The organism is Pseudoalteromonas sp. XI10 (genome assembly GCF_001469895.1).
In the GTDB taxonomy this organism is placed as follows: Bacteria; Pseudomonadota; Gammaproteobacteria; order Enterobacterales; family Alteromonadaceae; genus Pseudoalteromonas.
In genome coordinates this window covers 275,016-300,684 of sequence record NZ_LOPY01000047.1, presented here as the reverse complement: position 1 = coordinate 300,684, position 25,669 = coordinate 275,016, and the positions used below count along the sequence as shown (strand labels likewise).

Sequence of the window (25,669 nt, the reverse complement as noted above, 5' to 3'; positions counted from 1 at the left end):
AAATACGATAAATGCTTTGTTATAATATATCAATAAAGAGGCGGTTAGGAATAGTAATCGTTGTTCGAGTAAGACTATTTGGCAGTGTACTAACCAGTACAACTGGCTTAACCTTTAGATAAATGACTGCTTATTAAGGATTTATATGCGTTTAGCCAAACTGTTGTTAGCATTTTCTATTACTTGTTTACCTTATACGTTATCGGCAAAAGAGCTGTTAGCACCAAAGCTCCCTGAGGCTATACAAGAAATTTACCCTACAGTAATGAATCAACAGATTTGGGTTGCGGGTGGTATCTCTACTGAGTTACCAGCATCAACGGGTAAGATGACAGCAAAAGTTCATTTTTGGTCACCTAAGTATGCTAGTTGGCAATCAGCACCTAGTTTGCCTGAAGGGCGTCATCACACGTATTTAATCGCAGTAGAAAACAGGCTATTTGCCTTTGGTGGTTTTGTTAATAGCCTAGGCCAATGGACCAATAGCCGTGATGTGCTAATGCTAGATAAAGGCGCCAAAGCATGGCAAAAGGTGGCGAGTTTGCCTTTTGCGTTAAGTGAGACTGTGGGCGCAGTGCTTAATGGTAAAGTTCACTTAGCAGGTGGACGTAGCCCAAGCAGTGAGAAAAATGGCCAATGGCAGCATAGTTTAGATGTGAGTGCGCATTTAATTTTTGATCCTAAAAGCTTCACCTTCAAAGAAGCTGCACCCTTACCTTCGGCTAGAAACAGTGCGGCAAGTGCACAAGTAAACAGTCGTTGGTTTGTGTTAGGTGGCAGAACCGTTGGCGGCGAGCCTATCACTGACATGCTCGAATACTTACCCGAAACAGACACTTGGCAAGCACATGCAGCTCTCCCTAAAGCACGAGCAGGGCATGCGGCGGCAGTTATTGATAATGCTATCACTGTGTTTGGTGGTGAACATAGCCAAGGAGTTGACCGTGAGGTTTTTAGTTATGATTTAACCAAGCAGCAATGGCGCAAAACTTTCGAATGGCAAACACCTCGCCACGGTTTAGGAGCTGTTACATTAAACGGCGAAATTTGGCTAGTGGGTGGTGCCACAAAGGTAGGGCTTTCTGAAACGAGCCGTGAAGTTAATAATGCGCAAGTGATGATAGGTAATTTGAAATAGTTTAATTAGCCCCGAGTAGTGTTTTGCTAAACGGGGCTTATTTTTTTACTGCATTATTTGGTTAATCTTTAAAATAAAGTCAACATCGTTGTTCAGTTTAAAATGATAGCTATCATTTGTTTTTACAACCTTAGATAGGAATATGTTATTATCTATAAACGATAAATCCATTACTTTATCAAAATTTTCAGAGTTATAAATTGCAGAGTATGTAACTATTAAATGGTTTTCTTTATCAACGTATAATATGGATGTATCATTGAATTTGTGGATTACATAAGATGGATCATAAAGATCCAGTATGCGTGTAGGGGTATAAATTCTACCTTCTTCTTCTGAAACTAAAAAGAAGTTGTTATTGTTATATAACTCAGAGTTATAAACATACTTTTCATTTGAGATAGCTGAATTATCTAGTAAAGTAAATTCTTGTATTTTAGATTCATCATAATGCATTGTATTAGCTAGGATGTATATGCTGTTGTTTGATAATGGGTTAGGTATGACTCTATGAGTTAATGCGAACTCACTATTCTCAAATACGTTGCCTTGCTTAGTAGAAAAAGTATATTGTTCGATTATAGCGTGTCCTGTTTTTTGTTTATAGTTTACGTCATTGCAATAGTTATCAATGCTATTTATTGTCATGAATGCATTTGGATATTCATCTAAAAGTTCATAGGTATCAATATCAACTTTGATGTGTTTCTCTCGGTAATTCTGTTCCAGAATAAGGTATTTATTTTGTTTGTCGTAACAAAGTCTTCCAAAAGAATTATGTCCATAAAATACATTAGTGATTTTACCCTGCGCATTTTTTTCTAACCAAGCGCTACTATTGGATGATAAAAAAATATTTTTTGTTGGTAGGTATGTACCAAGGCCATAGCTAAACTCGCCTCGATTAAATCGGTCATAGGTGAATTTGTATATATTATGATCTATGGAAAACTTACTACCAACTTGAACTGTAATGCCAATTACATTGTCTTCTTCATTTTTTGGCGGGTTTATAATTAACTTATTATCTAAAACTTCAAAAGTAGCAGATTCAGTTGAAGCGAAGTAGTTTTCAAGGTTAAATAAATCTATATATGCTTCATCAATTATTTTATTATAAGTGAGTTCTAGTTTCTGTGAATTATCAAAAATATTAAATGTATCTTCATTGCTATCAATAATTGTGAAAGGGGTTATCCTTTGAGTATTATCGGTTAATTCCTTATTTCCTTTTAAATACCAAAGAGTGTCGGTATCAAATAAGTCATATATTAGAGCGTAGCCTAGAATATTTTGATTATATAATAAGCTCATTTCAAAATTGTCAGCGACTCCAACTACTAAATTGTTTTCGTTATTAATTGATGTTCTTCCTGTTGGTGAACCGCCGGCTAGACTAATTTCGTAATTACTCTCCATTTGCCAAGTTGTGTTATCAAAACCAGACAAAAATTGACCTTCTAAGGTCATTTTATAGCTTTCTCCATTATAATTTTTATCACTTTCTTCGAAGCTTTGAGAGATGTTGGTATTAGTTAGTGAATCATAATTATTTGTAATAATAGGAGCGTAGAAAGATTCTATTATAATTTCACGATTGCGATAACCATCAGTATTTATATTATATTCATTAGTATTCCATTCTTGCTCTGATGTTAATGCAAACTCAAATTCAATGAAAACCTGTGGTCTATTTGGGAGGGGCTCGGAAATACTCAATACACTATGAGTTACATCCAAGCTATATTTTACCACCCCTGGTTTCCGATAGTCATTTAGGTTGGAATCTGTAGTGCTTAATATTTCGTAATTAAGAGTAACTTGACCATTAGCATTAAACCTTTCTTGTTCGTAACTTTTGTTCGGGAAATAAGTTAGTAAGCAGTTCTGAAAGTCTAGAACTAATTGACCTTTTGAAGGGGTTGTTGATGAATGAGTCCAATCAACCTTACCGTTGTTTTCACAGGTTCGGTAATTAATAATGTCATTAGATAAGTAAAAGTAATTAAACTCAGCACTGATAATGTCACTGATTTGTAAAGCACCCTCGGCTAAACTCATTGCACCTAAGAGGAGTACGATTGATTCATCATCTGTGTAGTCATTCTCTGGTTGAATTGAAATATTATTATTCGATGAATCGTCTGAGACTTCAGTGCCACCGCCTCCACTGCCGCAACCGAAAAGTAAGAGTAAAACGCAAAGGGTAAAGAGTATTTTCATTGTTATATCCCTATATTAAATTATTTATTCTATATTGTTGTTATTTCAGGTTCAATAAGAATACTTTCCTAACAAAAAAAGCCTCCGTTAGGAGGCTTTGGGTTAGGTTCATCACCTACAACAACATAATTGCTTAGAAGGTTCCGCGAATACCTACGAAGTATTGGCGACCTGTAAAGTTGGTTGTCGCAATGATTGATTCGTCGTTATTGAAGTAACGGTCGAAACGCTCATTGGTTAAGTTGGTCACATTAAAGGTCAATGAGTAGTTGTCATTGATTTTATAAGACGTACTTAAATCAAGCTGTTGGTAGTCGTTTACATGACGAGGACCAGCGAAGAAACCGAACGAAGGTTCTAGTAAGTACTTCTCACGATAGTTGTAAGATAAACGTACTGATGCTGGGCCTTTTTCATAGTAACCAACTAGGTTATATACATTTTTAGACAAGCCAGTGTAGCTGAAGGTTTGACCTTCAAAACCATCACCAAAATCAGTGTCACTGTCTGTGTAAGTATAGTTTGCTAGCATACCTAAGCCATCGAATGGCGCTGGTAAGAAATCAAAAGCAGTCTGGAAGCTAAGCTCTGCACCATTGATTGTTGCTGATGCCGCATTACGTGGACGGTCTACCGATGCCCAGTCAATTCCGGCAATTGTTTCTGGTGAGCTTGAGTTAAATACAAAGCCATCAATGTCTTTTTGGAACAAAGCAACACTTGCTAAACCTGTATCGTTGAAATACCACTCAAGTGATAAGTCGAGTGAATCAGACTCAAATGGCTCAAGAGCTGGGTTACCCGCAGAGCCTGTCAGTGTGGTGGTGCTAAAAGTAAAGCGTGGCGATAACTGTGAAAGTGTAGGGCGCGTTACTGTTTTGCTAGCCCCAAAGCGTAAGTACACTTCGTCAGTTAGCTCTGCATTTAAGCTTAAGCTTGGTAACACATTGGTGTAGCTACTGCCTGTTGAGCTAGTTTCACCAACTACGTCGTAATCACCGGCACTGCGAATAATGATTTCAACTGGTAATGCACCTGTAGCTTCAACATCGGTTGTTACTGCACGTACACCCACATTACCTTTTACTGGAATGTCAGCTACATCAAAGGCCATGTTCGCTTTTACGTATGCTGCAGCAATATCTTCTTCAACTTTGAATGAGCTGATGCTATCAAACTGTTGCTCAACACCATATTTATTATGGAAGTCAGTTGGATCACCAATCACAAAGCTGCGGATAACATTGGCGTTTGGTGCTTCACCTAAGAAATCATCAACGGGGAAATCAAGCAAGTTAATCGCTGATGTAGGTAGTACATCAGGTACCCCGTTCGAGCCTGTAAAGCTGTTACCTACATAGGCTTTGATTTCTTTTGAACGTTGTGTGTAACGTACACCTGTTTCTAGGCTTGTGAAGTACTCATTGTCTAAGAAGTACTTAGCGTCAACGGCAAACGAGAGTGATGTATCTTTTACGTCACGTGCATTTGAATTACCAAACGCTACACGGTAGTTATCTGGGTCGTTTAAGTCAGTACCTGTAACATAAAGGTCAGGAATACCATTATCTGGATTACGTGCATCATACACTACGTCAGCAAATGCTTGTAAAAGCACGCTTTTAAGGTCGCGTGTTTGCTCACCTTTAGAGTAACCAATATCAAAATCAAGTTCCCAATCATCATTAGGTGCCCAATTTACATGAGTACCTAATGCTAGCGTATCTGATTCTAGTTTCGTTAATTCGGATACACTACGGAACTGGGTTTGCGGTGCAACGGCATAAACAAGGTTATCGTTTTCTACCACAGCTTCGGTTACGAGGAATGGGAAAATACCGCCTACACCACGACCGTTTGGGTCATTTAGGTCGGCTGCAACCCAAAGGCTAGGATCTTGTGGGCCACGGAATTGGAAACGAGCAGGTAACTGTAGTGCTGTTTCATCTACATCGAATGTTGCATATAAACCATCAAAAGTGATGTTTAACTCATCGCTAGGTTGAAACTCTATAACTGCATTTAAGCCAGTACGAGTGCGCTCATCACCATAGTATTGAGTAAGCGGTTCGATAGGGTAAAGAGAGTTAGGGTAATCGATACTGCCATCATCTGTACCACCAGGAACGGTTGCAAGGTCAGGGCGAATTTCAACACCATCGCCAGTGCCTGGGCCAAAGTTTACATTACCCCAAGAGAAATATTCGTCTTCACGGGTTTGTCGCTCTGAGTAGGTTACGCCTACCAGTACACCGAGTTTTTCATCGTCTGATTTCCAGTTCACAATGCCAGAAATACGCGGGTCGGTTGAATCAGGCAGCTCACTGTATACACCCTCAGCTGACCAAGCACCAGAAAAGCCAACTTCATCTGCATCTAGCGGTTTACGGGTTTTAATGTCTGCATTACCACCAATACCGCCTTCGAGTTGATCTGCTGATACTGTTTTATAAACATCTAGCTGACCAATTAGCTCTGAAGGCAGAACATCTAAAGAAAACTGACGGCCAATACTGCGACCTGATGCCAAAGAGCGGCCATTTAAGGTAACCTGGGTAAAATCAACAGGTAAGCCACGAATTTGTACATATTGACCACCTAGTCGACCATCGGTACTGCCATTAGTCCCCCCATTTGGACTACCGCGAGGGCGGTCAATTGAAATACCTGGAACACGTTGCAAAGACTGCGCGACGTTTTCATCAGGGAATTTACCCATATCTTCAGCTGCAATTGAGTCAAGAATTTTGTCGGAGCCACGCTTGGTTGCGATAGCTTCTTTCAAACTCAGTCTCACACCGCTGACAGCGATTACTTCAATATCATCTTGTGCAACATCCTTAGCTGTACTTTGTTCCTCTGCCATTGCTGTGCTACCCATCAGGGATAAAGCAACAGACAAGGCTATTTGGCTTTTGGTGAATTTCATCATATTGACCCCCATCGCTCTCGGCGAATTATTCTCGTGAATGTTCAAATGTCCATTCAGTGATATATAAAGACTAAAAATCCGTCAACGCGCTTTGCTGACTGCGTTGGCTAGGTTTCTTAGTTAAAATTTCGCCAAGAATGATGTTTTATAAATGAAACAAAATAGTTGAATTTGTGTTAACGGCTATTTTCGGAAAATTCCTAAAATAGTATTAGTAGGAGGGGGCATTCACCAAAAGAATTGCGCATACCAAAAGACCAGTATATTGCTTGAATATTTGTATGAGTGGAAAGTCATAAGAAAAGCACCATGGTCTAGGCCTCTTCGTCAAAACCCATTTTCTGTGAAATATGAAGTGAGGTTTCTTTTAACTTATTTATCACATGTTCAAAATCGGCATTACGAGACTCGTCACGGTACATAAGAATTGAAGTGAGTAGTACAGCGACGGCATTATGATAATAATCAAAGATGGGCACGCCAATATCATATACGCCAGCCAGAACAGGGCTTGGCATGGCTTCATGCCCTTGCTCTTTTACGCGCAGCCAAATATTTCGTAGTGCCATTAAATCAAGAGACAAGTCAGGATGATTTTCTTGGTATGCTTTGAGCATTCGCTCACGGTTATCGTACGATGCAAATGCTAATAGCACATGTCCTGCACAGTTATCGGTAAGGGGGCTCCAACGGGTAGGGTTAGGCAGTTACTGTTGGTATCATAATCTTGGTGAGACAAGATTAATCCACCACCGTCTGAATACACCACTAAGTGGCAAGATTGTTGAATTTCACTACACAATTCTTGGATGATAGGAAAGGCAACATTATTTAGGTGGTGAACTGGCGCGTAGCGGTGAGTAAGCCGATAAAGCTTGAGTGAGAGCCTATAAACGCGTTCAGTTTGAAAAAACTCAAGGTAGTGGAGATCATTTAGAACCGCCACCATACGAAAAATTTCAGCTTTTGATTTCCCTAATGAGTCAGAAATTTGTGTCAGATTTAACCCTTCCGGGGTTCTTGCGAGTAATTCTATAATCGCCATGCCTTTCTCAAGAGCGGGCGCTTTGTATTTAGTTTCTTTCTCTGTCATCGGGTACTTCTAATTACTTATTCTTAGATTAAAACCTTATACATAAGTGTAGTCTCAAAGAGCGCTTATGCACTGAAATATCACCTTAATTTGGTAATAAAGTAGCTTGTATATCCCAACTGTTTTGTTTTGGTCAATAAAGGTTTTCTGATTTTTATTTGAAAATTAAGTAGTTGAATTTATTTTTGAACAATGATTCACGTAAAGTTTTTGTTATCAAAGTGAGTGAATATAGCGCCTCTAGTTTGATGAGATTATTTAACGTACAGCTAACTAGAACCCTTATTAATTGAAGATTGTTTTGTATGTAAAACCCATGTTGAGCCGAATTTCATAAAAAAAATCCCATTCACAAAGCGCAGACAAGCGATTGACTGTTCAAGTGCAAGGTAACTAACTTGAGTTATTAACGTACCTTGTAGGAATAAAATTGTGAAAGTAGGAATTTGTGGTTTAGGTGACCGGTTAAGTTATGTTGCCAAAGTGATGCATGAGCTTATTCCAAATTTTAATTTGGTGGCTTATGCCGACCCTGAGTCTGTCAAAGTTGAGTATATGCAGTCGCATGGTATCTCGATGCGTCATTATGATGAGCTAGCAGATATGTTGCAAAATGAGCAGCTTGATATGCTGATGATTGGCTCTCCAAATCATATGCATTTAGAGCACTTACGCCTTGGCATTGAAGCAGGATTACTCATTTTTGCAGAGAAACCTATTGTGATGTCTGAGCAGCAGACCTACGACGTGCTTGAGCTTATCGCTAAACATAATGCCTTCGATAAAATTTTAGTGGGTATGGTGCTTCGCTATGCGCCTTTGTATAAAGATTTGGTCGCAGCCTTATCATCTAAATTACTGGGTGAAATCACCAGTATTGAGGCATCAGAGCATATTCCGCCAGAGCATGGTGCGTTTTTTATGCGAGATTGGCGCAGACATCAGGGGCTTTCGGGCGGCTTCTTATTAGAAAAATGCTGTCACGACTTAGATCTTTACCAGGGCATAGTGAAAAGTCGCCCAACTAAACTTGCCAGCTTTGGCGGACGAAGAACCTTTACGGCAGAGAATAAACATTTAGGCAAGCACCCAGTTTACCATCAGCGTAAGTCACGCTGGAATGGCATAGATGAAGTGTTTGATAATGACTCTGAGCTGGTGGATCACCAAACTGCACTTATTCAATATGAAAATGGCATAAATCTGAGTTTTCATACTAACTTAAATGTACCGAACGATTACAGGCACTTTAGTGTTTTTGGCACACTGGGCATGGCTGAAGGTGATTTTGTGCGTAACTATTTCAAAGTGCATGACTGCATTACCTCAGGCTCTTTGATTGATAAAACCTACTTACACGATGATTCTATTTCGATGCACTACGGCGCTGAAGAAGAAATGGCCGCAGATTGGATAGCCTATTTTGAAAAGGGAACTCCTTTACCGGTATCCATTGTTGATGCTTTGCAAGCGGGGCTCACCGCCATCAAGCTAGACGAAGCTAGGCAAACAGGTTCGATTATCGATATGACAGAAACATGGAAAAAATTTGATAGCTACCTAAATAAAAATTAAAACACATCGGGGGATTCACATGGTCTTAATTGATTGGTTAATAGTTGCATTTTATGTAGTAGCAGCGGTTGTTATTGGGATGCTCTTTACAAAAAAGGCCAGTGAAAGTACGGCTGATTTTTTTGTTGCAGGGCGTTCCTTACCTTGGTATATCGCGGGCACATCCATGGTGGCCACCACTTTTTCGTCTGACACACCTTTGTTTGTTGCAGGTGCCGTGCGTGAGCAGGGTATCTATGCAAACTGGATATGGTGGGTCAGTGTTATTGGCGTGATAATTTCGGTGTTCTTCTTTGCTAATTTGTGGCGAAGATCAAAAGCGCTCACCGAAATTGAGCTTATTTCTCAACGTTATGATAAGAGTAAAGCCACTGATTTTTTGAGGATATTCAAAGCAATTTTTGATGGCGTGTTTGTTAACTGTATTATCATTGCCTCGGTTACTCTCGCTATGTCTAAAATCATTGTGGTGATTTTAGGCCTTTCGGCTGAGCCCTTGTTTGAAATCCCTCTGTTTGGCCCAATCACCGCGACTACGCTTATTTTGATTGTGCTTGCTATTGCTGCTGTTGTGTATACCGCTATGTCTGGTTTATATGGTGTTGTATATACCGATTTAATCCAATTTGCCTTGGCAATAGTGGGTTCTGTGGTGTTAGCTATTATCGTTTATGTCGATTTACAAGATCACGGTGGCATCGTTGCAGCGGTTGAGGCATCTCCAGGGTTTAATAGCGACACTCTCAAAATGATCCCCGACTTCGAATGGGATCTAAAAACTGCGACTTTTGTTATTTTAGTGTGTATTGGTTGGCTGAATTACGCGCCTGGGTTTGGCTTTTTCTTACAGCGTACACTTGCAGCTCGCAGTGAGAAAGATGCCATGTTGAGCTTATATTGGTTTGCTTTTTGCCATCTCGTATTAAGAAGTTGGCCTTGGATTATCGTGGGTGTTGCCTCTTTGGTTTACTTTCCATCGTTGGTAGATGCAGAGCAATCATACCCAATGATGATAGATGAATTCTTACCAGTTGGTTTAAAAGGCATTATGGTCGCCTCTTTACTTGCTGCTTTTATGAGTACGCTCGATACTCAACTTAACTGGGGATCGTCTTATTTAGTCAATGATGTATATGAGCCTTATTTAGTTAAAGGCCGTGAGAAAGCCCATTACATTAAGGCTGCTCGGATCAGTATGTTAGCACTTACTTTGGTTGCTCTGATTGTAACGACTCAACTTGAAAGTATTCTAGGCGCTTATGAATATATCACAGTTATCATCATTCCAATCTCTGTTGTACTTATCGCTCGCTGGTATTGGTGGCGAATAAATGTTTGGTCAGAAATTAGCGCGCTTATTACTGCCGTTATTGTCGGAAATGCCATGATATATATCCTACCTGATGAAGGAGAGGCTAAGTGGTTCGCAGTGCGTATGCTAATAACGACAATAATAACCTTGGTTGTGTGCTTAGTTGTTACCTTAATAACCTCAAGTAAAACCCCAAGCTCAAAAACCATTGAGTTTTATAGTCGCTTAAAAATTCACGGTCGCGGCTGGAAAAAAGTCAGAGATCTAACTGGCATTGAACCAATCGCTGCGGGAATTAAAGATAACGCGATTGCCTGTGTTGCGAGTATTGCATTTATTTACTCGCTACTGCTCGGTATTGGTAATGCCTTATTTGAAGATTGGCAAACCTTTGGCTATTACTTAATTGTGATTGTGGCCTCTGGTTGGGTTGTAAAGCGTAAAATGCCAAAAGTGATAGCCTCATTAAGGCAAGAAGTATAACAATTTAAACTCCTAGTTGTGTCGCAAGCCATACGTTGTTTTTAAATAAGCATCGTATGGCTTTTTTATTAACATTTTTTAATTGGTAAATAAGAAAATTCATATTGATAAGAATGTTTTATTTTTAAAATGCCAATAATTTTAAAGCGTTAAATATGAAACGAATGAGCGGTAGTTGCTTGTTTTTGTGTAATTTTATTGTTGCTTATTTGTAAATTTAATAAGCTCGTTACATTCCTTATTTTCATGTGGTTTATTTGCTATGAATAGTAAAATCCATAAAATTCTATCTGGTGTTGCCTTAGCAAGTAGTATTAATGTGGGTGCTGCAGAGTTACCTAAAGAAGTTAAATGGATGCAAGATGCCAAGTGGGGGATTAGTCATCACTATCTTGCTGGTGGCACTATGGATAATGCGTGGTACCAAATTACAGACTATAACGAGTGGAACAACTACGTTAATGGTTTTGATGTCAACGATTATGCAGATAAAGCGGCCAAGCTTGGTTATCGTTATGTAATTTTTACCATTACCCAAAACCGTGGTTACTTATCTACGACCAGTGATATTTACGATTTACACTCACCTGCATGTCCGAGTAAACAGATTGCACCGGGTTGTATCACACAAGTTAATTCTAATCAGGCTGATTACACGCCAACCCGTGACCTTGTTCTAGATATGGCGCTGGCGCTTAAAGCAAAAGGCATCAAGCTAATTGCATATCTACCTTCACATTTAGGTGATAGATGGACGGGCAAAAAAGTGAAAGCGCCATATCCAGACTGGTTTATAAATGGTTTTGTGAGTGAGCGAGCCCAAACTTGGGGTGATAATATTGCCGGTTGGTGGTTCGATGGTTGGTATCAAGCAGATGAATCGCAGCAAGAACTCGCGGCTAATAATGACTACCCAGTGGCTGATCAGCTAGCGAAATCAGTTCGTAGTGGTAACCCGAATGCCGTGATCACTATTAGTGATGGTTTTGAGTACAGCTTTATTCCTAACGATCCACAAAGTAACTACACCCAAGGTGAGCATAATGAGCTACCGCCTATTCCAAAATCAGGTGAAGTAACCACGGCGCTCGGTACAAAAGTACAGTGGCATGGCTTTACGTATACCTCGCAAGAAGATCCATTATTTGGTGGCTGGGGACAAGTTAAGCGCAGCTTAAAATACAGTAATATTGAGGTAGCAAACCGAGTAAAAGACATTGCAAGGGTTGGGGGCGTCACAACTTTAGATGTGGCTATTAATCCAAACGGCAGCTGGATAGTTGACCGCTTAGTGCAAATTCAAACGGTAGGAAACACGGTTGGTACAACATCTGACACCACTTATTCAGGCTTAGAGCTTGTAAACGATGATGATCCTCGAATTCAGTATAGCGAAAATGGCAACTGGGTGAGATCTGAGCAAACAAATACTGGTGAATATAAGCAAGATTTGCATATGACTACTGTCAATGGTGCTTCGTTTAGTTATGACTTTAGTGGTTCGAGTATTGTCTTTGCGACTTCAAAAGACATTAACCATGGTGACGTTGAAGTTATCTTAGATGGTAAATCACAAGGCATATACTCTATTTTTGATGGTAATAACTACCGTCAAGTTCAAAGTATTGTGTTTGAAAAACATGATTTAGCAGCGGGAGCGCATACCTTAACTGTTAAAAAAGTATCGGGAGATGTTATGCCCGTTGATGTGGTGCTTTCAAAAAAAGCAAAGAAAATATATAAAGCGAAATCGCTGTAGCGATACCTAAATCAAGGGTGGATGGGGATCCCCCTTTTTATTCAAGCAAGTTTAAGGTTTAAGTCTTAAGCTTGCTGCTCTTCTTTAAGTACATTATGTGTAAATCTATTTTTTAATCTTAGCATTGAATCTTCGCCATCTTATTACTTGTCCTTACATTTCTTTTCACTGTCTGTTAAAAATAATGTTATATTTGTGTTCTTACTTAAAAGTAATAAAATAATACAAATTAAAATTTAACGATCAGGTTTCAAGATGACATTACAAACAAACAGTCCGTTAGTAGAGCAGCGTGCCGATCCATTTGTGCATAAGCACAGCGATGGTTTTTATTATTTTACAGGTTCTGTACCAACTTATGATCGCATTGAACTTCGTAAGTCTGCGACGTTAGAGGGCTTAAAAGACGCTGAAACCTTTGATATTTGGTTTAAACATGACAGCGGCCCAATGAGTCGCCATATCTGGGCACCTGAAATTCATTACCTTGATGGCAAATGGTATATCTACTTTGCTGCCAGTGAAGAAGATGATATTTGGGCATTACGCCCGTATGTGCTTGAGTGTAAAGGCCAAGATCCGCTAAATGATGAGTGGGTTGAGCTTGGCATGATGCAAGCGGCTGAGGGCGATGAAAAGTCGTTCACTGATTTTTCTTTAGATGCCACCATTTTTGAAAATAACGGTAAGCGTTACTTCTGCTGGGCAGAGAAAACCGGCGGTCAATTTGCTGCATCAAACCTGTATTTAGCTGAGATGGAATCTCCAATTAAGTTAAAAACAGCGCAGTTTATGCTGACTACACCTGATTACGATTGGGAACGTGTCGACTTTTGGGTAAATGAAGGCCCGGCAGTACTTAAAAATAACGGTAAAATCTTTATTGCTTTCTCTGCAAGCGCAACAGGTGCATGTTACTGCATGGGCTATATGGAAGCCGATGAAAACAGCGATTTACTTGATCGTAATTCGTGGACTAAAACACGTATGCCAGTGCTTGAAACAAGTGTTGAAAAGAACATTTTCGGCCCAGGTCATAACTGTTTTACAGTAGCTGAAGATGGTGAAACACCACTGTGTATTTACCATGCTCGTGACTATGAGCACGCTGTAGGTGAACCAAGTGTGGTGCCAAAAACAGACACCCGTCCACTTGAAGAGATTGTAAAAGATCCGCTTTACGATCCAAACCGCCATGCTCGAGTTATGGAAGTGAAATACGACGAAAATGGTCGTCCGCTATTTGAGCTATACTAATTTTATAGTGACGTAAATTAAGTTCATAAAGCCACCAACTCAGGTGGCTTTATTGTATGAGAGTTAGTTAGCCAGCAATCGCAGGGTACCAGTTTGCCAAAGTCACCCCAAATAAGCCGATTAAGAACACGATTGATATTAGCGTCATTAAACATGCAGTGCCGATAGTGATAAACGTAATATTTGTACGAGCTGCATAGCGGACAAGTTCGGCTATTAAAAGTGGTACTAAGTAAGAGCAAAGACTAACCGCAAGCACGGCTGGACCTGTGAATGTGGCGGTATCAACGCCTAAAGTGCCAAAAACTAAAAACCAGGCAAATATCAGTAACCTAAAAAATAACACACCATTAGCCGCAAGATATAGGCGTATAGCCCACCTTTGATGAGCATTGAAGTTACGAGCCCGCGCTGTTTTCACTGCAAATATACTTGATACGATAACCACTAAGCCGCCAAACATTGTCAGTGCATGCATCAGTGTATTACCAACCGTTCCTCTAACTATCATTAAATACATGCCAGCACATGAAATACAGCAAGCTAAAACAACAAATACACGGCCATTGTAGCGATGAAATGCTCTGTATTTTGTCCTCAGTTTTTCAATGAGTTGTAAGCTTCCGCCAAGGATCATCACTACCGCAGATAATACATGCACTGCATACATCAAATTCCCTGTGGCATCATTTGCAACATAGGCGGTGTTATTAAGTCTGTTCCAGCCTGATAGACCTGTAGTTAACCCTGTCATTCCATAACCAAGAATGAGATAAGCTACAAAACAAGTTTGCGCCATTAGCAGGCTAATAAACCATAGCTTTTTACTGTATTCGAGCGCTTTTAAAGGTGTGAGTTTGCTATCTTTGTTAAGCATCATCAATTCCATTACATTTTTCTAATACCGCTAATATAAAGGGCTAGAGCAAGGTTTCTTCTCAAATTCGAAATTTGATCAATGAAATATTGTGTTTATTTATGAGCACACGCCTGGGTTTGACATATTCACTAACAAACTCTTTTTGCTATGTTGATCTTGAAAAAGTAAACTTATCTGATTGGTAAATATTTCATCAAACTCCCAATTTAAGGTATGTAGAGTTATGCAAAATACTTCCCCTTATTACGTACTCGTTTTTGTTTGTATGGGGCTCATGCTGCTAAATGGTATGAAAAAAGAGAAGCAGCTTATTCATTATCTGTTTGCAGTATTTTGTGGTTCGCTTTGCATGGTTGGGGTGCAAAAAATCAGTGCACCAAGTATTGGTGTTTATAGTTATTTAATCGGCTTATTTACCTGCGCAACCTGTAACATGTCTTGGCTTATATCACGCACTTTGTTTCGTAAGCATAAGCCTATTTCTGCGGTACATATTGCAGTGGCTGTTGCTATTGCGGGTTTAATTATGTTTAACCAAACTTGGCATTATTTGGTGAGTATTGATGTGCAAGTTTTCCCTGAGAGCCAATTCATGTGGCGTTTAAAGCAAGGTATGGCCGAAATAACGGTATTGCTATCTTCAAGTATTCTGGTGCTGTCTTTTTGGGAAGCGTTACGGGGCTATACAGGTAAAACACAGACGCAAAAGTTGCAGGCAAGTATTTTTGCTAGTTGCTACTTTTTAGCGGTATTTAATGCCAGCATACTGCCTAAGTTTTTATTCAGTGAAAGCGAGTTTCAACAATTTGAGCCGCTTATAATTACCTCATCTGCATTGTTGATTGTATTTGCAATGCAGCTAGTAATGTTTTTGCAAAAACGTGGCCACAACAGCGTGCCTGAAGCTGTTGATAGTGCAGAGGCGAACTCTGAAAAGGTAATAAAAGCTACCCATCAGGCTGAACAATCTGAAAATAAAGAGGTAGAGCCTGAGCTTATTACTGATATAGAAGCACTGATCAATAAGCAGGTTTATTTGCAAACTAATTTGAAAATTTCTGACTTTGCACAAGCATTAGCAGTACCTGAGTATAAGATTAGCCGCGCTATTCGCCATCATTTTAAAGCATCTAATTTTAATTTATTTATTAATCAGTACCGAATAAAGCATGCACAAGGGCTGCTACTTAAAGACGAAGCAAGTCATTGGAGCATTTTAAGTATTGCAATGGAAAGTGGTTTTTCTTCGCTTGCTACCTTTAACCGTGTTTTTAAAAGCATTGTTGGGGTTAACCCAAATGAATTTCGTAAGCAGAATAACTCATTAGTTGAACAAAAAGTCTTAGAGCTTACTGACTAGAAGTTACAGTGGCTTTTGCGTTAAATGCTCAGCAATGACCTCAAACATGGTTTGTACTTCTATCGGCTTGGCTATATAGCCTTGCATTCCTGATTCTTTAGCTTTAGTTAGGTCGGCTTCCATGGTGTTGGCGGTCATAGCGATAATAGGGATATGGGCAAACTTTGATTGCTGTTTAATTTTGTTCGCTGCAGTATAACCATCCATTTTTGGCATTTGGCAGTCCATCAAAATGCAATCGAAAGAGCCTTTTTCGACAGCTTCAATCGCTGCTATGCCATTTTCAGCAATATCAACCACAAAGCCATTTGAGCGCAATATTTGCGATGCAACTTGTTGGTTAAGCGGGTTGTCTTCAACTAGCAGTATTTTTGAGCCTGCAAGCTTTTTAAAGCATGTATTGTCGACTCTGGTCTCTTTTTTCGTAGCGATACCCATCACATGCTCGAGGGTTTTTAGTAAGTTTCCTTTAATAATCGGCTTTAATAATATTTCTTCAACGGTTTTATCAAGTGTACTTAGCGTGTCTTTAACTTCTTGGTTTTCAAAAGATGCGAGAATAATGGTTTTTTTAATATCGATAGAAAGCTGCTTTTTGAGGTTCTCTAAAATGTTATTTTGCTCACAGTTTAGTACGTGCCAGTCTAAAAAAATGAAGTCGTAATTATGGCTAATATCGACCTCAGATAGCTTTTCATCTAGGCAATTAATCGTCTGCACATTGATGTCTAATACTTTGAGCATGTCATGTAAAATAGTTTCAGGTTTGTCGCTTTGCTCAATAATAAGAGCACGTTTATGTTTAAAAATATCTGTGTCGTGGCAGCTTTGTATAGCCGATAGCGCAAATGACACATCAAAACTAAAGCAACTTCCTTTGTTTAATTGGCTTTTAACCTCAATATACCCACCCATTAGTTCGATGATCTTTTTACTGATAACAAGACCAAGACCCGTACCACCATACTTACGGGTTGTAGAAACATCAGCTTGAGAAAAGGGCTTGAACACACTATTAACTTGCTCTTGTGACATGCCAATACCTTGGTCAATCACCTGAAAATTAATACAAATAGAGGTATCGGTTTTTGACTCTCTTGTCATTTTTAGCGTGACATTTTGCTGGTTCGAAAATTTAATCGCATTGCTTAGTAGATTTAATAATACTTGATTGAGTCTAAGTGCATCACCGATTAAAAACTCTGGAATGTCATCATCAATATCAAAAATGACTTCGATGTTATTTTTCTCTATTAAGCTACTGGCTAAATTAGCTAGGTTAGCGAGAAAGTCATTTAAGTTAAAATCATTGTTTTCAAGTTCAAGCTTGTTGGCCTCTATTTTAGAAAAATCGAGAATGTCATTAATAATCCCAAGCAGTGATTTGGCCGACAGTTGGATTTTCTCGACGTAATCATATTGCTTGTCGGTTAATTCAGTATCGAGGGCGAGGTGTGCCATGCCTAAAATTGCATTCATAGGGGTGCGGATTTCGTGACTCATATTCGCTAAAAACATTGATTTAGCTTGGTTGGCGGCATCGGCCATCTCTTTTGCTTTATTCAAATCTTGGGTGCGAAGGATAACTTCTTTTTCTAGATTTTCGGCGGCATGTTTTAGCGTCATATTTGCTTCATATAACTCTAAGGACTTCTGTTCTAAAAGCGCTTCGGCTTGTTTTCGAGCCTGGCGCTCTCGTTCTATTCTACGTTTGTAGAGTTCTTCATCCACATTAAGCTTCTTTTGTTAGAGTAAAAGTGGCAGACTGGTAGTTATCGTCGATCTCACTTTTAACGGTAATAACTTCATTGAAATGCTCACAGGCACCTTCAATCAAGCCCTCAGCTAAACAAGCAAATGGGTTACCTGAGCGATAAAACATTTGCATTTCGCTCTGGCTAATTCGTTTAGTTTCAAAACTTGGCAATTGTGCATCGTTGTAGAGCTTTTTAACCTCAATATGTACGTGCTGGTCAATGGTATCAAGGAATTCAAAAGTACTTTCGACACTTTCAAAGAAATGCGGAAACAAAACAAAAAAGCGCTTTAACAGATATTTACCGTAAGCATGAACCAGCTCATCAACGGGTTTGTTTATATGTTTGCTCAATGAGCTGACCAACATTATCAGCTCTGTATTATCGTAATTGCCAACACTGGTGTAAGCGCCGTTTGAAGTAAGTGAGTTTTCTTCGATGATTTTGTCAGCGACCTCATAAGAGAACTCATTTTCGACCATTTCTAAAAACTCGGTAAAGACGATACCTTTCATACAGTAGCCCAACAAAATTCAATACTAAAAGTTTAGATGTAATGAGAAATTTTACAATTTTTCACCGTTGAACTTTAGTATGGATAGAGTTTCACATTTGCTGAAAAATTAAAGCCTAGCAAGCAAACTGACCAAACAAGGTTATACTTTTTAGTACTAATGTACTTTTAATTATGTTGGGTTTGGTATTTTATGGTGATTGGCACAAGGCTCAGAAAACGCTTACTACTTGCATTTACTGCTGCGTGCTGTGCTATTTTATTAGCGCAAACAATTATTAGGCATTTTTGGATATTGCCAACATTTGAAGCGATGACAAAACAAAATGACCGGATTGATATTCAGCGTGTGGAGTCACAGCTTCAGCAAGAGATTGATGCCCTGTCAAAAATGGTCTTCGATAGCTCAGCTTGGGATACCATGTATGAAGCTGCACAGCAACGTGATACTCAGTGGTTTAATGGTGATTATGTTATCGCTGACGCACTACAGCGGTTAGACGTAAATGGTTGGTATTTATATGATATACAGGCAAATATTATTGGCGGTGGCAGTTTTGATAGTGATTATCAGCCTTACTCACCAACGGTTTTAGAAAGCCCCAATTTGTTGATAAAAAACGACCTAATAATCTTATCTGACGATATAACCACTAGCCAATCTGAGTTAATCCATAAAGTCCGGTTTATTACTATAGATAAAACGCCTGCCGTGACGGTTGCTTACAATGTAACTAGGTCTAATGGCACAGGCGAATTTGTTGGTACTTTACTGCTTTGGAGCTTTATTGATGAAGGCTTTATCGAAAATCTAACACCAGGGTTAGCAAAAGATATTAGCTTTTATGGCACGGATGATGCGCCCAGATATAAAGAACACTTAACAAGAGTGTTTGGTGAAAAGAGAAGTGCAATGGAGGCGAGCCAGCATAATCAGCGGCTGTACTTAGGAGTCAATGACCAAGCAGGAAGCTTACTGTTTGTGCTTTCTATTGCATCCCGTGAACGTACTTATGACCGAAGTTTGTTTGATAGCTCTTTAATTACCGGTTTATTGATCTCTGGCTCTGTATTTATTTTGTTTTATTTATATATAAATCAACAGGTTTTAAGGCCACTCAGAAAGCTTTATACATTGGTAAATTCTGCAATACGTAATAACGACTTTAGCGCTCGGGATGAGTATTTTGGCAATAACGAATTGCACCAGCTCGGGCGAGGTATGAACGAGTTATTTAGTCTGATAGAAAATCAACGCGCAGAAATATTAGAGCGCCACAAGAAGTTAAAGCATATTAGCAATACCGATTCAATGACGACGCTTGCCAATCGTCGGGCATTGTATAAACATTTTGCAATGCTTGCCAGCGATACAGATTTAGCTTCGCAGCCTATCTCAATGATTGTCGCCGATATCGATCATTTTAAACTCTACAATGACTATTATGGACATGATCAAGGTGACAAAGCGCTTTGTGAAGTTGCCAATCTTCTTAAATATAATACAAATCTAGACAGTCACTTTGTTGCTCGATATGGCGGCGAGGAGTTTGTAATTGTGCTCAGTAATACCGATAAGCAGGAGGCACTCGAAGTGGCCGAAGCGTTACGAAACGCCGTTGCATCAGCTCACATTACCCACCAAGGCCGCACAGACTTAAGCTATATTACCTTATCGATTGGTGTTGCCAGTAAGGCTGCTAATGAGGCGTTTGACTCAGATAGCTTGTTTAAAATAGCAGATGACGCGCTTTATAAAGCGAAAAAGCAAGGCCGCAATTGCTGCGTTGTTGGATAATTTTTAACATCTGTTTACATAAAATAAACATAAATAGATGATTTTGGGTACGGATGAATTAAACTATCTCTTCAATAATGTAATTTTATATTACAAATATAGTAAAGGAGATAGTCTTGAAGATTTTAAACCAAACTAAACTGTTAGCATTATGCCTACTAGCAGTTGCGTGTTTTGCTCAGAGTGCTGTTTATGCACAACAGTGTAGTGCTATGCCTGAATCTGGCACTGTATATTCCATTATTAATAGAGGTTCTGGCCTTGCACTTGATGTAAATACCAGTGATTCTAGCTCAGCCCCGAATATTATTAGCTACGAATACTGGGGTGGAAATAACCAAAAGTTTCAGCTTATTCAAGAAGCAGATGGCTATTGGATTATACGCTCTAAATTTAACAATAAAGTTCTTGATGTGTTGAACTCATCGCAATCAAATGGTGCAAATATAATTGCTTATGATGATTGGCAAGGGGCTAATCAACGTTGGTTGTTAAAAGCATCTTCATCGGGCGGCTTTAATATCGTCAATAAGTTAACTGGTAAATCTTTGACAGTTGCAGGCTCAAATAATACTGCAAATGTTTATCAAAATGATGATGCTGGGATCAGTTCACAAAGATGGTTTATTAATCCAGTAAATGGCGACTGCGGGACTACCGGAACCACTCCCAGTGACTTAATAGGCTTTGCATCTCAAGTAGGTCAAGATGGATTGAGCACAACGACCGGTGGTGGTAATAACACTGCCATCACAGTATATAGCTGTGATGATTTAAGTACTGCATTGAGTTCTGGCTCTGCTGCGGTTATTCAGGTCCCAGATAACACAGTGATTGATTGTCGAACCGCCAATAGAACGGTACCGGCTTGTCCACTTGATTGTGGTCAATGGGGAGATTACGGTAAAACGTGGTACAGAATTCCCGTTGGTAATCAAAGCTGTAGTGAGTTGGGAAGTAGCTCAAACTCAACCGTGAATGTTACCCGTAATGATAGACGTATCATTGTGAAATCAAATAAAACGCTGCAAGGGTTAGGTAAAAACTCGAAAATAATTGGTGCTAGCCTCGTTATTAGTAATCAGCGAAATATTATTATTAAGAACATTATGCTTGAAGATATTAACCCTGCGCTTGTTGAAGCAGGTGATGCTATTTCAATAGATGATAGTAGTCATGTATGGGTTGATCACATGGCATTTAATAAAATCAGTGATGGATATATTGATGTAGACAATAGTCAAAACGTTACTTTAAGTTGGAATCGTTTTTATGGATATAACCGTCAAGTTTGCGCTAACCAGCATTGGTATACCCATTTATTTAGAAACTCTCAAATAACAGCGCATCACAATTTTTGGGATACAGCTGCAGGGCGAAACCCTAAAGTAGACGGCTATAACTCTCGTGTGCATATGTTTAATAATTACTGGAAGAACATTACTTATTTTTCAATTAGTGCGGGGAATGGCGCAGAGGTTTTAGTGGAAAATAATTACTTTGAAAATTCAGCGAAACCTCACTGGAATCAAGGCTCTGGTTATTTTAGTGCCTCAGGAAATGTTTACACTGGAAGTTCTGCAACTGATCAATATCGTGATAGCGGAGCAACAGTATTCGGTGATATTCAACTTTACCCATATCGATTAGATGATCCAAGTTCTTTGGGCAGTAAAGTAAATGGTGGAACAGGTCCACAATAACTATCAATTGTGAGTTGGAAAAAGCTCAGCTATTTCTTTATAGCTGAGCTTAAAGCTTTAAATTGCAACCAAGCTCTGCTCAAGCATTGCTTTAATTTGCTTAACAATTTTAGCTTCTGTTTCTGGCTCAAATTGTTGAATACGTGGGGTGTGAATATGCCCTGTAGGGATGTCTGAATTAAGCTCATCACGCAGGCGAATACTACGATACGAGATTTCATTTGATAAGTAGCCGCCGCCACCGCCTTTTACCGCAATCGCACCTTCTAATTCTTTAAGTGATTTTGGCTCAAATGCTTTTTCAAGCGTGACGACTTTATGATTGTCGTTGATTGGGAATGGCCCTTTAGCTTGTTGCATCTGCTTAACTGGTAAGCTGAAAGTTACAAATTCATTGCCCGGAAGAGGGCGGTCGTTAAGGCTCGAAATTTTCGGTGCAGTTGCTGTGCCACCATACACAATATTGGCGTTATCGGGCGCCGTTACACTACGGCGTTTACCTGGAAAGCGTTCAAGGTCAAAGTCTTTGCTGCCCATACTGATAGTGGCAATCATATCGACATTGTTAAGTGCGTAATATGGCGCAAGTAATGATTCGATAATACCTTGGTCAAAGTCTTCGTAGCGTACTGGCACCATAACCGTATTGATCTCGGCGCTAATGCCATTGTAATTAATTACTTGGCCATCAAGTAATAATGCTGCAACACCGGATGGGTTACTTTGATTAATATTTCTATCTAATAAGAATGGATCAAAACCTGTAATTAAAATGCGTTTGTCGGTTTTTTTACTGTAATCAAGGTCGGTGCGGCCACGGCTGCCATTTTCAAGCATTGTTAATAACGCGGTTTGTTCGCTGTCGGTCATTGCAAACTGGGGTTTGCTGGTACGAATAATCTTGCTTGAAAGTAAACGTGCCCAATACAGCTCTCGGTCGTCGAAGCTATTGGTTTTAATTATACGTGCTTTGGCATCGCGCCATAATTGTTTGGCGTAATCATCAATAAGATCACTTGCTTGCTGATAATTAGCAGCAGCTTGCCACTGTTTTTCAAATTGGTTTACTTCATTAGAAAAAGCATTTAACACCTTTGGCATGGCTTTGCTGGCTTTTTCAATACGCAGTTCTTCAACGGTTAAATTGGCTGCAAATGCAGTAAATGACGAGGCAATTAAGCTGGTGGCAAGTAAAACTTTTTTCATGATTATCCTATTTAGTTACAGCACGTTTAGTAGGCTTGTGTTAACTATCCTATGGATAAATGCCGAGCGCAAATAAAATCGCTCAACACAGAATTTGAAAAATAATGAATTAACGGAGATAGCGCTTTTGATCAAAGTTATTTCTCAAAGGAAGGGCTTTTAATGTTCGATATTGAATAATTAATTATCGTTTTTCGATAATTTTAGTTTGTTTTTTAACTTATCTAGTGCCATAGTAGTTTTTTTACTAGAAGGATCGTGAAAATGAAATTTGGTTCTATTGCAGTGGTTTCGCTGGTTGTGCTGTTATTAACTGGTTGTACGACAATTAAGGTTGAGGAGTCTCACTTTTTATATCCGGATAAAAAAATAACGATGCAGGAAATACAAAGTGTTAATGCCACCGCCAAACCACAGGAGATAACTTTAACTACCGATGAGGGTACTAAACTTAAGGGTACCCTTATTAAAGTTGCAGATGCTCGTGCTACGGTAATTTACTTTGGTGGTAACCAGTTTCGCGTTAGTGTCGCAGGTGGGGAGCCAGCCAAGCTACTTTTACCTTTTCAAGTTAATATTTTAATGATGGATCATCGTGGTTATGGGCTTAGTTCTGGAGTACCTAGTGTAGCTAATCTGCAAGCTGATGCATTACAGGTATTTGATTATGTAAAAGGCAGATCAGACCTAAATACTTTGCCTGTGGTGATCCATGGTCATTCTTTAGGAAGTATGATTGCCGGTTATCTTGCCAGTCAGCGTAACGTTGATGCTCTGGTACTTGAAGGGAGTGTGACAAATGTTGAACAGATGACAGCAGCACGAATTCCGTGGTTTGCTAAACCGTTTGTTAGTGTTGAGTTTAGTGAAGAGATTAAACAAGTCGATAATTTAAAAGCGTTACAAGTTTATCAAGCACCGCTATTAATAATCACCGGTGAAAAAGACACTCAAACTCCACCTGAGTTAGCTAAATCACTATATCAACATGCAAAATCTCAGCAAAAGCAGATTTACATTGCAAAAGGGAAGCACCATTCTAATGCGTTAACAGGTAAGCAGTTAGCGACTCATTATGAGCAACTTCTAAAACAAATAACACTGAGTAAATCGTCATGAAAAAAATTGTTTGGATGAGTTCGTTTATCCTAAGCCTGCTAATTTTTACGCTTATTAGCTTGTTAGTAACAAGCATTATTGTGCTTTTCAGTGACAGTAATGTTTTAAGTTTTACACAAAGTAATGGTGCGCATATGTGGATTGGTCTTGAAGTCAGCGGCTCTTGGCAAGGAGTAGCACAAACATTAAATGAGCATGGTTTTGATAGTGTTTTATGGCTTGGTCTTGTGCAATTACTACCGTTTATTCTTATCAACATAATTTTGATTCGGTTATTTTTGCTTTACCGACGTGGATCCTTCTTCGCTATTGAAAATATACAATGTTTTAAATGGTTAGGTGGCGTATTATTGGCGCAATTTGCACTAGTTGTGTGCTATCCGTCACTACTTATAACTCTTCTTAACTTGGCAACAGGAACAGATATCGGAAGGGTCGTGGCTATACAAGATACTGATATTATAGGCTTAGTGATGGGATTAATTATTTATGTTATTGGTTGGATCATGGGTCAAGCGCAGCAGCTACAAAAAGAGCAAGAGTTAGTGATTTAATGGCGATTATTATTGATTTAGATGTAGTGTTAGCTAAGCGAAAAATGAAGTCTGCAGAATTAGCTGAAGCGATAGGTATTACGCCACAAAACTTATCAGTTCTCAGAGCTGGACGAGCTAAAGCTGTGCGCTTTACGACCTTAGATGCAATTTGTAAGCACTTAGGTTGTCAGCCTGGTGATATTCTGCGTTTTGAGGATGACTAACGAAAAATAAGCTTTGTTTGTTTAGTTTGAGAGTCTTTCAATAACTTGCGGTATTTTGCTGGGGTGATGTGCATTATTGCTTTGAATTCTTTGATTAAATGAGGCTGATCGGTAAAGCCACATTCAAGTGCAATATCTGCAAAGCTCATTTCAGGGTTATCTTTAATTGCTTGTTTAGCAAGTTTTACTCGGTAGATACGCTCAAAATACTTAGGGGTGACGCCGCATTGAGCCTTAACTTGCCTTTCGAGCTGGCGTTGACTGAGTGGGGCAAGTTGGTAAGCAGTTTCGAGTGGCGTTAACTCAATAAGGTTACGGATTAGGTGCTTTGAGTGTCTGTTACTGTGGTTAATGTTTTTATTATCAGTAAAGTGGCGGCTAATAAGTGCAACAAACGCGGCTAAGCTGGCATTATTTTGCAGATCTTCGGCAATTTCACATAGTGACTGCTCTGCAAGGAGTGGGTGAGCATTACGCTTTAGTTCAGACAATACCGTTGGGTTAAAACGAATACCACAAAACTGCGCATCGTGTGAAAATGTGACTTTAGATGCTTGAGTCGATGTTTCTTGCACTGCATAAGGGGCAGCAAGCGGCTTTTCATCAAGTAAAACTTCACCAGCAACAGGAAACACAAGCCCTGTGGCACCATCGCAGGCAAGCCATTGCTCTCCTTGAGAGTGCGCTGTGGCATACCAAATGGCTTGTATGCTATCGGCAAGATTGCCCTTTGGTGTCATTAATTCGAGCGTTAAATGGTTACTCATTAAACTTCACTGCCTCTATCGATAGCGAAAGTA

At 39.3% G+C, this 25,669-nt stretch carries 20 protein-coding genes; 11 read left to right on the top strand and 9 right to left on the bottom strand.

The annotated features are described in order from the left end of the window. Nucleotides 1-145 precede the first annotated feature (145 nt). Complete coding sequence (locus AUR67_RS13060; RefSeq protein ID WP_058585601.1) at nt 146-1,138, top strand: Kelch repeat-containing protein; 993 nt, start codon at nt 146-148, stop codon at nt 1,136-1,138. 45 nt (nt 1,139-1,183) lie between these two features. Here AUR67_RS13060 and AUR67_RS13055 read toward each other — a convergent pair whose 3' ends face one another. The 4 genes from AUR67_RS13055 to AUR67_RS13040 all read right to left on the bottom strand — a co-directional run bounded on the left by AUR67_RS13055 (nt 1,184) and on the right by AUR67_RS13040 (nt 7,386). Next, nucleotides 1,184-3,361 (bottom strand): hypothetical protein, encoded by a 2,178-nt coding sequence (locus AUR67_RS13055; RefSeq protein WP_058585600.1) that lies wholly within the window; start codon nt 3,359-3,361, stop codon nt 1,184-1,186. A 133-nt stretch (nt 3,362-3,494) separates the two neighbouring features. After that, on the bottom strand, nt 3,495-6,293 hold the full coding sequence (locus AUR67_RS13050) for a TonB-dependent receptor (protein ID WP_058585599.1): 2,799 nt from the start codon (nt 6,291-6,293) through the stop codon (nt 3,495-3,497). 314 nt (nt 6,294-6,607) lie between these two features. Beyond that, a complete protein-coding gene (locus AUR67_RS13045; protein ID WP_058585598.1) occupies nt 6,608-6,949 on the bottom strand; it encodes an IclR family transcriptional regulator C-terminal domain-containing protein in 342 nt (113 codons plus the stop codon). Next, nucleotides 6,940-7,386 (bottom strand): IclR family transcriptional regulator, encoded by a 447-nt coding sequence (locus AUR67_RS13040; RefSeq protein WP_058585597.1) that lies wholly within the window; start codon nt 7,384-7,386, stop codon nt 6,940-6,942. The genes AUR67_RS13045 and AUR67_RS13040 overlap by 10 nt, the downstream gene beginning before the upstream one ends. A 432-nt stretch (nt 7,387-7,818) precedes the next feature. On the opposite strand from AUR67_RS13040, the gene AUR67_RS13035 reads away from it, so the two are divergent. The 4 genes from AUR67_RS13035 to AUR67_RS13020 all read left to right on the top strand — a co-directional run bounded on the left by AUR67_RS13035 (nt 7,819) and on the right by AUR67_RS13020 (nt 13,772). Continuing rightward, a complete protein-coding gene (locus AUR67_RS13035; protein ID WP_058585596.1) occupies nt 7,819-8,961 on the top strand; it encodes a Gfo/Idh/MocA family protein in 1,143 nt (380 codons plus the stop codon). A gap of 19 nt (nt 8,962-8,980) precedes the next feature. Further along, nucleotides 8,981-10,756, top strand: a complete 1,776-nt coding sequence (locus AUR67_RS13030; RefSeq protein ID WP_058585595.1) for a sodium:solute symporter family protein — start codon at nt 8,981-8,983, stop codon at nt 10,754-10,756. 262 nt (nt 10,757-11,018) lie between these two features. Then, nucleotides 11,019-12,515, top strand: a complete 1,497-nt coding sequence (locus AUR67_RS13025; protein WP_058585594.1) for a hypothetical protein — start codon at nt 11,019-11,021, stop codon at nt 12,513-12,515. A gap of 255 nt (nt 12,516-12,770) precedes the next feature. Next, nucleotides 12,771-13,772 carry a family 43 glycosylhydrolase gene (locus AUR67_RS13020; protein ID WP_058585593.1) on the top strand — a complete coding sequence of 334 codons (1,002 nt, stop codon included), beginning with the start codon at nt 12,771-12,773 and terminating at the stop codon, nt 13,770-13,772. 67 nt (nt 13,773-13,839) lie between these two features. On the opposite strand, the gene AUR67_RS13015 is transcribed toward AUR67_RS13020, so the two are convergent. Further along, nucleotides 13,840-14,661: a DUF2306 domain-containing protein gene (locus AUR67_RS13015; protein WP_235591840.1), complete on the bottom strand. Its 822-nt coding sequence runs from the start codon at nt 14,659-14,661 to the stop codon at nt 13,840-13,842. A gap of 214 nt (nt 14,662-14,875) precedes the next feature. Between AUR67_RS13015 and AUR67_RS13010 the strand changes: the two genes are divergently transcribed. Further along, nucleotides 14,876-16,012 (top strand): helix-turn-helix domain-containing protein, encoded by a 1,137-nt coding sequence (locus AUR67_RS13010; RefSeq protein ID WP_235591839.1) that lies wholly within the window; start codon nt 14,876-14,878, stop codon nt 16,010-16,012. Between the two features lie 3 nt (nt 16,013-16,015). Here AUR67_RS13010 and AUR67_RS13005 read toward each other — a convergent pair whose 3' ends face one another. Together AUR67_RS13005 and AUR67_RS13000 are read right to left on the bottom strand one after the other, a co-directional pair. Further along, complete coding sequence (locus AUR67_RS13005; protein ID WP_058585591.1) at nt 16,016-17,743, bottom strand: response regulator; 1,728 nt, start codon at nt 17,741-17,743, stop codon at nt 16,016-16,018. Between the two features lies 1 nt (nt 17,744). Continuing rightward, nucleotides 17,745-18,284 carry a heme NO-binding domain-containing protein gene (locus tag AUR67_RS13000; protein ID WP_058585590.1) on the bottom strand — a complete coding sequence of 180 codons (540 nt, stop codon included), beginning with the start codon at nt 18,282-18,284 and terminating at the stop codon, nt 17,745-17,747. 192 nt (nt 18,285-18,476) lie between these two features. Between AUR67_RS13000 and AUR67_RS12995 the strand changes: the two genes are divergently transcribed. Both AUR67_RS12995 and AUR67_RS12990 read left to right on the top strand, forming a co-directional pair. Continuing rightward, nucleotides 18,477-20,081: a diguanylate cyclase gene (locus tag AUR67_RS12995; RefSeq protein ID WP_058585589.1), complete on the top strand. Its 1,605-nt coding sequence runs from the start codon at nt 18,477-18,479 to the stop codon at nt 20,079-20,081. A gap of 116 nt (nt 20,082-20,197) precedes the next feature. Further along, nucleotides 20,198-21,784, top strand: a complete 1,587-nt coding sequence (locus tag AUR67_RS12990; RefSeq protein ID WP_058585588.1) for an RICIN domain-containing protein — start codon at nt 20,198-20,200, stop codon at nt 21,782-21,784. Nucleotides 21,785-21,841: 57 nt separating this feature from the next. Here the strand turns inward: AUR67_RS12990 and AUR67_RS12985 are convergent, their stop codons facing one another. Continuing rightward, nucleotides 21,842-22,990: a hypothetical protein gene (locus AUR67_RS12985; protein WP_058585587.1), complete on the bottom strand. Its 1,149-nt coding sequence runs from the start codon at nt 22,988-22,990 to the stop codon at nt 21,842-21,844. A gap of 264 nt (nt 22,991-23,254) precedes the next feature. Here AUR67_RS12985 and AUR67_RS12980 point away from each other — a divergent pair, with 264 nt between their 5' ends. Genes AUR67_RS12980 through AUR67_RS12970 form a run of 3 tightly spaced genes read left to right on the top strand, consistent with a single transcriptional unit; the run spans nt 23,255 to nt 24,869 of the window. Then, nucleotides 23,255-24,109: an alpha/beta hydrolase gene (locus tag AUR67_RS12980; protein ID WP_235591838.1), complete on the top strand. Its 855-nt coding sequence runs from the start codon at nt 23,255-23,257 to the stop codon at nt 24,107-24,109. Continuing rightward, on the top strand, nt 24,106-24,663 hold the full coding sequence (locus AUR67_RS12975; protein ID WP_058585585.1) for a DUF2975 domain-containing protein: 558 nt from the start codon (nt 24,106-24,108) through the stop codon (nt 24,661-24,663). Before AUR67_RS12980 ends, AUR67_RS12975 begins: the two co-directional genes overlap by 4 nt. After that, complete coding sequence (locus AUR67_RS12970) at nt 24,663-24,869, top strand: helix-turn-helix domain-containing protein (protein ID WP_054560721.1); 207 nt, start codon at nt 24,663-24,665, stop codon at nt 24,867-24,869. Before AUR67_RS12975 ends, AUR67_RS12970 begins: the two co-directional genes overlap by 1 nt. Here the strand turns inward: AUR67_RS12970 and AUR67_RS12965 are convergent. Beyond that, the gene (locus AUR67_RS12965; RefSeq protein WP_058585584.1) at nt 24,866-25,636 is read right to left on the bottom strand and encodes an AraC family transcriptional regulator; all 771 of its coding nucleotides are present in this window, start codon (nt 25,634-25,636) and stop codon (nt 24,866-24,868) included. The genes AUR67_RS12970 and AUR67_RS12965 overlap by 4 nt on opposite strands. Nucleotides 25,637-25,669 lie beyond the last annotated feature (33 nt).